Origin of the sequence: Pseudoalteromonas sp. 5Ae-yellow (assembly GCF_014077565.1) — a bacterium.
Classification (GTDB): domain Bacteria; phylum Pseudomonadota; class Gammaproteobacteria; order Enterobacterales; family Alteromonadaceae; genus Pseudoalteromonas.
In genome coordinates, this window is sequence record NZ_JACGWD010000027.1 from 1 (window position 1) to 13087 (window position 13087).

The 13087-nt window shown below is 39.7% G+C and carries 11 protein-coding genes and 2 pseudogenes; 5 read left to right on the forward strand and 8 right to left on the reverse strand.

Going from position 1 to position 13087, the window contains the following annotated elements; genetic code table 11:
• Positions 1 to 172: 172 nt before the first annotated feature.
• Complete coding sequence (locus H4J63_RS09165) at positions 173 to 1210, reverse strand: polysaccharide deacetylase family protein (RefSeq protein WP_182196125.1); 1038 nt, start codon at positions 1208 to 1210, stop codon at positions 173 to 175.
• 42 nt (positions 1211 to 1252) lie between these two features.
• Here H4J63_RS09165 and H4J63_RS09170 point away from each other — a divergent pair, with 42 nt between their 5' ends.
• Positions 1253 to 2524, forward strand: coding sequence for an MATE family efflux transporter (locus H4J63_RS09170; protein ID WP_024604503.1), 1272 nt, complete (start codon positions 1253 to 1255; stop codon positions 2522 to 2524).
• Between the two features lie 9 nt (positions 2525 to 2533).
• Here H4J63_RS09170 and H4J63_RS09175 read toward each other — a convergent pair whose 3' ends face one another.
• Complete coding sequence (locus tag H4J63_RS09175) at positions 2534 to 2803, reverse strand: hypothetical protein (protein ID WP_002959572.1); 270 nt, start codon at positions 2801 to 2803, stop codon at positions 2534 to 2536.
• Between the two features lie 9 nt (positions 2804 to 2812).
• Positions 2813 to 3388, reverse strand: coding sequence for a Fe-S biogenesis protein NfuA (gene nfuA, locus H4J63_RS09180; RefSeq protein ID WP_002959571.1), 576 nt, complete (start codon positions 3386 to 3388; stop codon positions 2813 to 2815).
• 146 nt (positions 3389 to 3534) lie between these two features.
• Here nfuA and H4J63_RS09185 point away from each other — a divergent pair.
• A pseudogene (locus tag H4J63_RS09185) lies at positions 3535 to 6089 on the forward strand (M14 family zinc carboxypeptidase).
• A 223-nt stretch (positions 6090 to 6312) separates the two neighbouring features.
• Here H4J63_RS09185 and H4J63_RS09190 read toward each other — a convergent pair.
• Entirely contained in the window at positions 6313 to 6990 is a 678-nt protein-coding gene (locus H4J63_RS09190; protein WP_024596110.1) for a ComF family protein, read from the reverse strand.
• Between the two features lie 74 nt (positions 6991 to 7064).
• Here H4J63_RS09190 and bioH point away from each other — a divergent pair, with 74 nt between their 5' ends.
• The 3 genes from bioH to H4J63_RS09205 all read left to right on the forward strand — a co-directional run bounded on the left by bioH (position 7065) and on the right by H4J63_RS09205 (position 9060).
• On the forward strand, positions 7065 to 7802 hold the full coding sequence (bioH, locus tag H4J63_RS09195; RefSeq protein WP_182196127.1) for a pimeloyl-ACP methyl ester esterase BioH: 738 nt from the start codon (positions 7065 to 7067) through the stop codon (positions 7800 to 7802).
• A 90-nt stretch (positions 7803 to 7892) separates the two neighbouring features.
• A complete protein-coding gene (locus tag H4J63_RS09200) occupies positions 7893 to 8201 on the forward strand; it encodes a hypothetical protein (RefSeq protein WP_024604501.1) in 309 nt (102 codons plus the stop codon).
• A 4-nt stretch (positions 8202 to 8205) separates the two neighbouring features.
• Positions 8206 to 9060 (forward strand): putative metalloprotease CJM1_0395 family protein, encoded by an 855-nt coding sequence (locus tag H4J63_RS09205; protein WP_024604500.1) that lies wholly within the window; start codon positions 8206 to 8208, stop codon positions 9058 to 9060.
• A gap of 72 nt (positions 9061 to 9132) precedes the next feature.
• On the opposite strand, the gene H4J63_RS09210 is transcribed toward H4J63_RS09205, so the two are convergent.
• The 4 genes and pseudogenes from H4J63_RS09210 to H4J63_RS09225 all read right to left on the reverse strand — a co-directional run.
• On the reverse strand, positions 9133 to 11460 hold the full coding sequence (locus H4J63_RS09210) for a Tex family protein (protein ID WP_024594285.1): 2328 nt from the start codon (positions 11458 to 11460) through the stop codon (positions 9133 to 9135).
• A gap of 168 nt (positions 11461 to 11628) precedes the next feature.
• Positions 11629 to 12210 (reverse strand): CBS domain-containing protein, encoded by a 582-nt coding sequence (locus H4J63_RS09215; protein WP_024594284.1) that lies wholly within the window; start codon positions 12208 to 12210, stop codon positions 11629 to 11631.
• Between the two features lie 50 nt (positions 12211 to 12260).
• Positions 12261 to 12572: a hypothetical protein gene (locus H4J63_RS09220; RefSeq protein WP_033020846.1), complete on the reverse strand. Its 312-nt coding sequence runs from the start codon at positions 12570 to 12572 to the stop codon at positions 12261 to 12263.
• 116 nt (positions 12573 to 12688) lie between these two features.
• Positions 12689 to 13027 (reverse strand): annotated as a pseudogene (locus H4J63_RS09225) (GreA/GreB family elongation factor); the annotation flags it as partial.
• Positions 13028 to 13087 lie beyond the last annotated feature (60 nt).

Sequence of the window (13087 nt, forward strand, 5' to 3'; positions counted from 1 at the left end):
TGGCTTGCTTTATCAGCGTTTAGGAAATAAGTTGATAAAATGTGAAGGGTACAGGAGCCGTATACGAGGTCCGTACGTACGGTTCTGTGAGAGGGATGAGGCATAAGCCTCACCCTACTCGATGTGCTCTAGAGTAGTTAATAAAATAACCCAGCGACATTACATCAGGCAGTTAAGGTTTAGGCGCTTCAATTACCCAAGGCTGTGAAAACCAAAAATAATCACTAGGACTTGAAATAGAAGGGGCAGTACAGTTAAAGCGAGAGCGCCCTTCATTAAGTACTTTTGGTGAGGTTATTTCAACTGTATTTTTATTTATCCATTTTAAATCAGCTTGTCCTACGCTTGATACGTAACAGGCAAATTGACTCTTATGGAAATCACCCATATTAAATTCAATTGTGAGTGCGGGTGGATTTTGTTGTGTAACGCTATCTTGATAAGTTAAATTGGTGATATTAAATGCGCGTGAGTTAAGCTTAGTAATAAGAGTTTCTAGTTTGCTGTAAAAGCCTGATGCAGGAAAACGTGGTAAGCGGCTAAAATTAGAATCTTTATTTACAGCGCCGGAGTGCTGACCAATACCCACAAAACCAAGCTCTGTCACAAGTGCTTGCAGCTCGTTATTAAACTCACCATACGGGTATGCTAAGTATTTATAGTCGTGGCCTATTTCTTCTTTTATACGCTTTTGAGAGCTAAGAATATCTTGCTTAATACGTGATTGCCATTGCGCATCAGTTTCGTTTTCAAGCTTAAGGTGTAAGTAATCATGTTGTCCGCTATGATTGGCTATTAATGCCCCTTTTTTAGATAATTCTTTGAGCTTACCCCACCCCATTACGTAACTCATGCCTTCGTCTATTAATTTAGGATTTACAAAGATAGTGTACGGGTAGCCAAACTTTTCTAAAATAGGTGCAGCTTGTTCATAGTTATTGTTATAACCGTCATCAAAGGTGATAGCGACAGTTTTATCAGGTAAGGTTTCACCTTGCTGAAGCGCGCTTATTAACTCATTAAGAGGAATAACGTTAAAGTTGTGCTCTTTTAAATAGCTTAAATGTTTAGTAAAAGTATTCGCGCTAACGCTCGTTACAGCAGGCAGGGTTTCACTAACATGATGATACTGTAAAATAACGGCTGCTTGAGCCCGCACAGATATACTAATGAGGATAAACAATACTAAATGAAACAATTTCTTATACATAATAAGGCACACCATAAAAGCTTGCTGTTGTTAGCGGGTCCGATGATACTATCAAATATCACAGTGCCGTTGTTAGGAATTGTTGATACTGCTGTAATTGGGCACTTAGGAAGCGCTCATTACTTAGCGGGTATTGCCCTTGGCTCTGCAGTTATATCTATTTTATTTTGGCTTGCTGGTTTTTTAAGAATGAGCACCACAGGACTCGTGGCACAAGCGTACGGAAAAAACGATTTAACCCAACTTGCCGCTTTACTTAAACGAAGCCTATTACTTGCAAGCGCAGTGGCTGTGCTATTAATTGTGTTATCCCCATTAATAAAGCACGCTATTGCTTATCTCTCCGCCGCCAATGGCGATGTACTCGCCCAAGCTTATCAGTATTTTAGCATTCGTATTTTTAGTGCTCCAGCAGCATTGTGTAATTTAGTGTTACTGGGTTGGATGCTTGGTGTACATTATGGTCGAGGCCCATTTTATTTATTACTCGTCACTAATATCGTTAATATAGTACTCGATATTTATTTTGTTGTTTATTTAGATTGGGCAGTTGCAGGCGCTGCATGGGCGTCACTTATTGCTGACTATACAGCACTAGTATTTGCACTGTTTTTAGTGGCTAAACTAGCTAAAAAACAAGACATTGATCTAAATGTACCGAACTGGTTGAGTATTAGCAAAATGGCTGAATTATTGAGTTTGAATAGAGATATATTTATTCGCTCTTTAATACTGCAATTATGCTTTAGTTTTATGACATTTTACGCGGCGCGTATAGGCGAAACCACATTAGCTGCTAATGCTGTCTTACTTAACTTTTTAATGTTGGTGAGCTTTGCTCTTGATGGCGTTGCTTACGCCTCTGAGGCAAAAGTAGGGCAAGCTAAAGGCCAAGGAAGTGTTAAGAATATAGAGCTGTGGGTTAAAATAAGCGTATTTTGGGGTATGCTTTTTGGTGTGTTATATAGCCTATTTTTTGCATTATTTGGCAACACCATAATCAAGCTTTTAACCAATGTGCCAGAGGTTATTCAAGAGGCAACGCATTATTTACCATGGATAATAGTATTACCAATTTTGGCCATGAGCTGCTTTTTGTTTGATGGTGTTTTTGTAGGGCTTACGCGAGCAAAGAACATGCGTAACAGTATGATACTTTCAGCTGGAGTTGGCTTTTTTGGTGTGTTTTGGGTGTTTATAGACTTGCAAAATAACGGGTTATGGCTGGCTATGAGCTGTTTTATGTTAATGCGCGGGGTTACATTAATAATTAAATATCACCTCTTAAAAATAAATAATCAGCTATTAGATTAAATAAATGGTTTATTTCCAGAGATCGGGGTCGTGGTGTTTAGGGCCCATATCTTTTAGAACTTGTGAAAAACGATTAGCAAAAATACCGCAGTAGCCCCAACCGGCAAAAAATAATGCGGGGAGTAAAATTATAACGCCAATTATTTGTAAGCTGTAGTGGGTGTAATACCCAATAGATATGAATATCACGGCTAGCACAAACAGTGCTAAGCCGCGAAAAAAGCGCTTTAAGCTCAGCTTAGGATTGCTCCCTAAGCGATAGATAAGCTGCTTTAGCATTTACAAGGCCTAATAGTAAGAGTGATCGCCCGCTTCGTGTTCTGTTATATCAGCAACACCGGTGATTTCTTCAAACTTAGCTATCATTTCTTTTTCAATGCCTTCTTTTAGTGTTACATCGATCATAGAACAACCGTTACAACCACCACCAAACTGAAGTATAGCTATACCTGCAGCTGTAATCTCAACAAGGCTTACTTGACCACCGTGGTTAGCAAGTTGTGGATTTACTTCGGTTTCTAGCATGTGCTGTACACGTTCGTTTAACGATGCATCGTCACCTATTTTACGCGCCTTTGCATTTGGTGCTTTTAGCGTTAACTGAGTACCCATTTTGTCGGTAACAAAATCGATTTCAGCTTCTTCTAAAAATGGCGCACTTTCTGCATCTACAACGGCATCAAAACCGTTAAAGTTTAGGCGAATATCGCTCGCTTCTACAGCGTCTTCTGGACAATAAGACACACCACATTCCGCTTGTGATGAACCAGGGTTTACAACAAACACACGAATATTGGTTTGTTGTGATTGATCTGCTAATAGTTTAGCAAAATGCGCTTGCGCTGTTTCGGAAATAGAAATCATAAAACCATCTATACTTGACTAAATTACTCGGATACTGCGTATCATACTCCGCTCATCGTGTTGCGGCTAGTGTTGAGCGTAAAAAGTTGGCATCTATTTTAAGCAATGGTAGCGTGCAAACAACGAACATTTTTTGAGTGATTTATATGCGTTTGGTATTAACATTAATGGTGGTGTTGCTTAGCTTTTCAAGTGTAGCTAAGCCACTTTCGTATTATTTTGAACAAGATGTAAAATTTGACCCTTCAATTCCTACTCCTGAGCAAGTACTCGGTTACGAAGTAGGAGAGTGGCACGTGAGACATGATCAGCTCGTACGTTATATGGAAATACTTGCTGATAAAAGCGACCGTATAAATTTTGAAGTGATTGGCCACACACATGAACAACGCCCCTTGTCATGCTAACAATTACAGCAGCTGATAAGTTATCAAGCATAGAGCAGACACGCCAAGCTCACTTAGCACGCTTAAGTAACGATGGATCAGATGCTAATTCTACAAAACAGCCTGCCGTTGTATGGATGGGATACAGTGTGCATGGTAATGAGTCATCAGGTAGTAACTCATCTTTGCTGGTGGCGTATTACTTAGCTGCTGCACAAGGCGCTGAAATAGATGAGTTATTAAATAACACGGTTATTTTACTCGACCCTTCGCTTAATCCTGACGGACTTGCTCGTTTTGCTAATTGGGCCAACAGTAACCGAGGTATGAACTTATCAAGCGACCCTAAAACTCGTGAACATGTTGAAAACTGGCCAAGCAGTCGTACCAATCATTACTGGTTTGATTTAAATCTTGACTGGTTATTACTACAACATCCTGAATCGCGCGCGCGTATTGCTAAATTTCATCAGTGGAAACCAAATGTCTTAACCGATTTTCATGAAATGGGACCAAACAGCAGTTACTTTTTTCAGCCAGGTATTCCTAGTCGTAAGCATCCTATAACACCGGATGAAAATGTAACGTTAACTAAAGCGATTGCTAACTATCACGCAAAAACGTTAGATGAAAACAACGCACTGTACTTTACTGAAGAAAGCTTTGACGACTTCTATTACGGTAAAGGTTCAACCTATCCCGATGTAAATGGCGGCATAGGCATTTTATTTGAGCAAGCAAGTTCTCGCGGGCATATCCAAGACACCATAAATGGACCTTTGAGCTTTCCTTTCACTATTAAAAATCAACTATTAACGAGTTTATCTACCTTTAAAGCCGCTGTTGATAACCGCCAAGCATTACTTGATTACCAAGCTAAGTTTTATAATCAAGCTACTGATTTAGCCAGTGATGAAAGCTTTGAAGGTTATGTAATTGAGGGCGCGGATGACAACACTCGTATTAAAGATTTTTTAGGGTTGTTAAAACAGCATCAAATAGATGCTTTTTCGCTTACTAAATCACTCAAGGCAAATGGCAATAACTATACAACCAATAGCTACTTTGTGCCCTTAGCCCAGCCACAGTACCGCCTAATAAAAGCTATTTTTAGCGAGCAAAAAAACTTTGCTGATAACACCTTTTATGATGTATCTGGCTGGACTTTAGCGCATGCGTTCAACTTACCTTTTGCAAAAGTAAAAAGCAGTTGGGGTTTAGAGGTTGCAAGTACACCGTGGCAAAAAGCGGTAAAACCTTCTTTTGCTTCACTTGAGCAAGGCTATGCGTTTGGCTTTTCGTGGGATGATTACCTAGCACCTAAAATGCTAAACAGACTGTTAAAGCAAGGTATTAAAGCGCGTGTAGCGCTAAGCCCATTAACAGCCAAATCAAACTCAAGTGAAGTAAGCTTTGATGCTGGTAGTATTATTGTGCCAGCAGGCTTACAAACGAATAATGATTGGGTTGGAATATTAAATAAAGCACAAAACGAGTTTGGAATTGCAATCAAGCCTATTAACTCAGGTCTTACAAGCAAAGGAGCCGATTTAGGGTCTCGTACAATGGCGGTTGTTAGCGAGCCGAAAGTATTATTGGTAGGTGGTAAAGGCGTAAGCCAGTACGAAGCTGGGGAAGTATGGTATTACCTCGATCGCTTTGTAGGTGTTGCGCCAACAATTGTTGAAATGGAGCGTTTAAACTCTATTGAACTCAGTAATTACAGCCATATAGTACTTGCTCATGGTAACTACAACAGCTTATCTGATACCGACAAAGTGGCTATAAAAAGCTGGGTAAGAAAAGGCGGCGTTATTTGGGGTCACAAAGGCGGCGCTAAATTTTTAGCTGATCAGCAATTACTCAAAGCAAGCTATCTATCAAGACAAGATGTAGCGAGTGCATTTAAAACGACAGGTTTAAGTTATGGCGATAAGGACCATTTAGCAGGACGTCAACGCATTGCAGGAGCTATTTTTAATACTAATGTAGATTTAACTCACCCGCTTACATTTTCACTTAAGCGCAATACATTGCCTGTATTCAAAAACAGTACTTGGTTGCTAGAAGCTTCCGGTGCGCCGTTCGTAAATGTGCTTACCTACACTAAAAATCCATTATTGGCAGGCTTTACCGATGCTGTTAATGTTGAACAAGTTGCTGGTGGTGCGGGCTTAATTGCACACTCGTACGGACGAGGTACAGTAATCGGCATGACCGACGACCCTGTATTTAGAGGTTACTGGTATGGGACTAGTCGACTACTAAGCAATGCTTTATTTTTTGGTCATACGTTTCGTGCAAATGGCGAATAATACCAATTTGCATAATTAAGTGATCTACTTTGAGGATGGAACAACGTGTTGATAGCTAGGCAAAAAGTTCGCTATTTAGTTGGTCTCGGCAATTGCTCCTGCATTGCTCTACCTTCTGCATCCATGCAGTCGTAAATGAGAATTTTTTAACGCCGGTAGCGGTACGTTTAGCCCAACAAAATGATTAAGTATTATTGCGGATTGGTTTAATACTTTTTAATAATTAAATAGGCGTTAAGCAAGTTGTAAAAGCCCACACTTGTTTAGCGCCTGCTTGTTTTAGTGCACTAGTAGCTGCGTTTAATGTTGCCCCTGTCGTCATCACATCATCAACAATAGCGACTGTTTTACCTGCCATGTCTTGTGTACAAATAAAGGCATTTTTTAAGTTTCTTATACGCTTTGCTTTGGATAGCTCCGACTGAGCTTGTGTTTTTTTATCGCGAATAAGAACATTACTTAGTGGGGCGTAATTAGCTAAACAGGGTTGCCATACTTGGCTTACCTGATTAAATCCGCGAGTAATAAAGCGGCTTTTATGAAGAGGTAAAATAATAAAGGTATCTGGCAAGTTAGGGCTTTGCTCAAAAAACTGCGTTAACTGTTTTTGTATAATTTGCTGCAATGCCTTTTTATAATGAATTTGATTATTAAATTTTAGCCTTTTAAGCCAATGCTCAAAGGGAGGTTGATAAAAAGCGCATGCAAATAATTTATCAAACTCGCAATTAGGAAACATCTCAATAATATCAGGTCGATGCAATAAACTCGTATGCTTACTAAAATCAAACAATGGTAAATCTTCAAGGCAATAATCACATAGCCCTAAAGAGGTCGTAATCGAGTTTTGACACTGCACGCAATAAGAGGGAAATAACCAATTTAAAACGGCTTGTTTCACAGACTCGCTCCTTGCATTGCAATCGCCTTTCTAAACGTTATGATGAGCCTAAGTTTGGTAAAGTTTAGGCAAATATGCAAAATGAGTTAGTGTTATTACATGGTTGGGGAATGAATCAGGGCGTATGGCAGTTAGTACAGCCAGAACTTGAGTTTTTATATTCAGGAAATGTACGTAGCCTTGACCTACCGGGATTTGGTAATAGCCTTGTTTGCCCAAGCCCTTATACTTTACATGATGCAGCAGTAATTTTAAGTGGGCAGTTAAAACCTAAATCTATTTTAATGGGATGGTCGTTAGGTGGTTTATTTGCACTGTATATTGCAAAGCATTGGCCCGAAAAAGTGTCAAAAGTAATTTTAATTGCTTCCACCCCTTTTTTTGCAGAATGTGACAATTGGCCCGGAATAAAAGCAAAAGTACTTACCCAATTTAAAGAACAATTAGTTAATCACAGAGAAAAAATAATAGAGCGCTTTTTAGCTATTCAAGCAATGGGTAGCGAGTCGGCGCGTGATGATATAAAGCAACTTAAACAATTGCTAAATCAGTACAGCGCACCCCAAAGCGATGCCCTGAGTGCTGGTTTAGATATTTTACAAAACGACGATTTACGTGACTTATTTGCTCATTGCCTAGTCCCTATTAGAGGAGTATTCGGCCGCCTTGATGCTTTAGTACCTTATAAAGCTATTAGCAAAATGTCAGCACTAAATACTGAGTTTGAATATGAAGTACTAGATAAAGCGTCCCATGCACCATTTATTTCTCATAAAAGTGAGTTTTTATCTGTCGTTAAATCAATGCTTTAAAATAGAGCTAAGAATAGCGCTGTTTAAAGCTTTATTTTGAGCAGAACCTGAGCGATAATTAAACAATGTTTATTTGGTGGAGGTTTTAATATGCCAATCGGATCAGTATTTAATAGTGGTATAGAAGGGTTTAACCGAGCTAGCCAAGGTATTGAAAAAGCCAGTGCTGAGATTAACCGTGCCAGTATAGAACAACAAGATGACGCGCAATTAGCGCAGCAACGTCAGCTTACGGCAGCACGCCCTGAAGAAGCGATTACTGCACCAGTAGCACAACCAGCTCGTGTTGATGAAGCGCTTGTTAACTTAAAAGTTGAAGAGTTTAATGCCAAGGCAAATACGCAATCAATTCAAACGGCCGATGATTTACTTGGCACGTTAATCGATATTAAAGTTTAGTATTATGAATATTGTCACGCCATTTCCGTCTATTAATATAAACACCGCAAATGTTTATACGGAAACCGCACGGCGTGACAACCAACTACGCGAAGTTATTCCGGCTCCCGCATCTAGTAGCGCAAGCAACACAGAAACCAAAGCGCAAAGTGATGCTGAAAAAGCAAAATTGCCAGGTAGTAGCGATGGTGCGACGTATAGCGCAACGGGAAAAATAGCAGGCGAAAAGTCAGTTCAGCAGCGCGATGGAAACTCAGAAAACCCTGAGGGCACTGAGCAAGAAAGTGAAGCAATTGAGAAAAAAGAATCTGAGCAAGAAGAGCTGCAATTAGAACAAGAACAACAACAAATTACAGAACTAAAAGCACGGGATACTGAAGTACGAATACACGAACAAGCACACGCTTCTGTAGGCGGGCAATATGCTGGCTCGCCAAGTTATGAGTATCAACGTGGCCCAGATGGTACTAACTACGCAGTTGGCGGAGAAGTACAAATAGATGTATCAGAAATTCCGGGTGACCCGCAAGCGACTATAGACAAAATGCAAACGGTACGCGCTGCCGCATTAGCGCCTGCAGAGCCTTCGGGAGCTGATCGCTCTATTGATGCAGATGCTACGCAAAAGCTAGCAGCGGCTCAAGCTGAGCTTGCACAACCTGAAAAAGAAGACGACGAAGGCGCAAAAAGTAAACTTGAAGCGTCATTCTCTAGCGATGAAAGCAGCGATACAAAAACAGCTAAAAGTGACGAGCAAACACGTGATGCCGATGTTGAAGCACGGGCGGGGCGTATTGCTAACTTTTATCAAATGGCTACATCGCCAGCGAGCCAAAGTAGTTTTTCAGCGTTAAGTTAATAATTTAGCAAAACATAACCACAAAAAAACCGCTTACGCGGTTTTTTTCGTTTTAGCTTAGTTGTACAAGTATTATTTTTTTACTTTAGCATTAGCGAACGCATCGGCAAATGCATTGCCCATTAACGCATTACCGTTGTCACGTTTAGGCTTTGCAGCGCGAGGTTGCGAATTATTAGCACGTGCTTGTGGCTTTTGCGTAGCTGGAGCTGCTGACTTATTACTTGTGTCAATATCGTCATCTAAGCGCATAGTAAAGCTTATGCGTTTACGTGCAGCGTCTACTTCAACAACTTTAACCTTTACAATATCACCAGCTTTAACAACTTCACGCGGATCTGATATAAATTTATTCGTGATTGCTGAAATATGCACTAGACCATCTTGGTGAACACCTACATCAACAAACGCACCAAAATTAGCAACGTTTGAAACCACGCCTTCTAAAATCATACCTGGTTTTAGGTCACTAATTTTTTCAACACCGGCTTTAAACTCAGCTGTTTTAAATTCAGGGCGAGGATCTCGACCTGGTTTATCAAGCTCAGTAATAATGTCGGTAACGGTTGGTAAGCCAAATTTTTCGTCAGTGTAATCGTTAGCAGCAAGTTTAGTTAAAAAGTCGCTGTTACCAATTAGGTTACTGACATCGACGCTATTGCGTTCACAAATACGTTTAACAACAGGATAAGCTTCAGGGTGAACTGATGAGTTATCTAGAGGATCGCTACCATTGTTAATACGTAAAAAACCAGCCGCTTGTTCAAATGCTTTTGGCCCTAAACGCTCAACCTTTTTAAGCTCACTACGTTTAGTAAATGTGCCGTTAGCATCGCGATAATTAACGATATTTTGCGCTAATGTTTTGTTTAAACCAGATACGCGTGTAAGTAGCGGTACCGATGCCATGTTTAAATCTACGCCTACTGAGTTTACACAGTCTTCAACTACTGAAATAAGGCTTTGGCCTAATTGGCTTTGCGATACATCGTGTTGGTATTGGCCAACGCCAATTGATTTTGGCTCAATTTTAACAAGTTCAGCAAGAGGATCTTGAAGGCGGCGCGCAATAGAGACAGCCCCTCGTATAGAAACATCTAAATCTGGGAATTCATTAGCTGCAAATTCAGAAGCTGAGTAAACCGATGCACCCGCTTCGCTAACCATAATTTTACTAAGCTTAAGTTCGCTGTTTGCTTTCATAAGCTCAGCAACCAACTTATCTGATTCGCGTGATGCAGTACCGTTACCAATCGCAATTAGCTCAACTTTATGCTGACGACAAAGTTGCTCTAACGTACGCACTGATTTATCCCAATGATTTTGTGGTGCATGAGGGAAAATAGTTTGTGTAGCTAGTAATTTACCTGTGCTATCAACAACGGCAATCTTACAGCCAGTACGAAGGCCTGGATCAAGACCTAAAGTAGTACGGGGGCCTGCAGGTGCTGCCATTAATAAATCTTTTAAGTTTTTAGCAAATACGTCGATTGCACCAGCTTCTGCTTTTTCGCGCATTGCTGCAAAAAATTCATTCTCTAGGTGTAATCCTAACTTAATTTTCCACGCCCATTGCACAACGTTTAATAACCAAGGACTTGCCGCTTTATATTTAATATCTAAACGGTAATGGTCAGCAATCATGTTGGCACATAGTTGCGCTGAATTTTCAGCGCTAGGCTCTGGATTAACATTTAACTGAAGTACACCTTCATTTCGGGCTCTAAGCATAGCAAGCGCGCGGTGAGAAGGTACTTTTTTGAGAAGTTCTTGATGCTCAAAGTAGTCACGGTATTTTGCACCCGCTTGCTCTTGGCCTTTAATTACAGTGCTTTCAATTGCGCCGTTTTGGCTTATGTGACTTCTAAATTTAGCAAGTAATTTTGCGTCTTCAGCAAAGCGCTCCATCAAGATAAATTTAGCGCCTTCGAGTACAGCTTTTGTATCTGCAAAGCCTTTTTCAGCATTTACAAACTGCTCTGCTTGTTGCTCTGGGTCAAGGTTAGCATCTTTAAATAGTGCATCTGCAAGTGGCTCTAAACCAGCTTCAATTGCTATTTGGCCTTTAGTACGGCGCTTAGCTTTATAAGGTAGGTATAAATCTTCAAGTTCAGTTTTACTTTGTGCATTGGTTATATCGGCACTTAGCTCTGGCGTTAATTTATTTTGCGATTCGATGGTCGATAAAATAAAACTACGGCGCTCTTCTAGTTCACGTAAATACGATAAACGCTGCTCTAAAAGGCGTAATTGGGTGTCGTCTAGGCCACCGGTAACTTCTTTTCTGTAGCGGGCAATAAAAGGAACAGTTGCGCCTTCATCAAGTAATTTTGTAGCTGCAACAACCTGTTGCTGCTGTGCGTTTAACTCACCGGCTAAACGTGCAGAGATATCGCTCATGCAAAAACCTTTTTATACAATAAAATAAGACCAGAAGCGTGTTACTGGCGCCGTTAATTGCTTGAATAATATCACAGGAGGTAGTAATAAAAAGCTCTTAAAGCAAGCTATTTCACTTGCTTTAAGATGGTTGGGAGGGGAGTAAATCAATTCAACTAAAAGAGCGCCCTAGTGAGGATGCTCAATGTTTTCTAATACTTCACTGAAAGAGTGAGCAATAGGGCTAATATGTAGTGGAATATGTAATGTTTTAGCTATTTGGCGAGCTGAAATTAAACCACAAATTTCGCTACTTGCTGTTGTTACTAATAAAAACATTACACCTTGATGCTCCATTGTTTGCAGCGCATCACCAATACATGCATAGCTTAAACTTTGCATGCTTACACCTGTAAGTCGGCTAATTGGCGTCATAATATCGCGCAAGCTTACTTCACTTCGTGGGGTATTTAAACGCTCTGCAATAATAGTAATTTTAGAGCTTTGTAAATCGGCGCTAGAAACAAGACCAATCAATTTTTGGTTCTCGTCGGTTACTAAAACAAAATCAGATTGTTGTGCACTAACTTGTTTAAGTGCATCTGTAATCGTTGTTGTATGCTCTGCACGAATGGGCGTTTTTTGAGTAAAGTTATTTACCATTTTTAGTGCTGGAGATGATAAATCAATCAATGGTTGGTCATCTGCAAATGTGCTTGCAATAACGCCGTGAGAAACATTTTGAGTACGTAATTCTTTAAAGTTAGACATAGTAGTCACCTTAGTAGTTATAAAATTTAATTAAGTTGTAAAATAATGAATTAAATTAAATAGCTAGGTGGTCCGCGTTGGTATGCAGTGCTAAAAGGTCTGTTTAGATTAGTGCTCTTATAAAAAGAATCTACGACATTAGGAAGTGGTTGAGGCGACCTAAAGGTAATAGTGTTAACGTGAGAGTCTACGTCAAAATCGAGGTTTGCTTGGTCAGGAATATCACAAGTAATAAAGTGATTAGATAGTTTAGCGTTATCAAGGTTTACGTCAGTGTTGCTGGCATGCAGCGTCAAACTTACACTCATTAAAAGTGCAAACAATACGGCATTACTAAATATGCGCTGTACTATGTTTGACATAATCACGACCTTAATTAACTGCTTTCAAATTAAACAAATCAACTTGAATAATTCAGTTATAGCTTATTGTTTTAATTTACACAATCAAAAGTTAACATGATCTGAATCAAAACTTTTTATTTCTTTTTTTGGTAATCGATACTGTTTACATACCACTGCTTTTTTCCCTGAGGAGTGGTCACTTCAAATTCATCATCTACTTGTTTTTTAATCAACGCACGCGCCATAGGTGAGTCTATTGATATGTAATCTTTACGGTCGTAAATTTCATCAGGACCTACAATTCTGAACTTTTTAACTTCACCTTCTTCGTTTTCAATTTCAACCCATGCACCAAAAAATACTTTTCCATCTTGCACGGGAGAGTAGTCAATAATTTTTAAATCAGGTATGCGTTTGCGTAAGTAGCGTACCCGGCGGTCAATTTGGCGCAGCAATCGCTTGTTATACTGATATTATAACCCCACCCAAATATATACTAAAATCACTACTTTAATACTTGTTAGATGATAGAA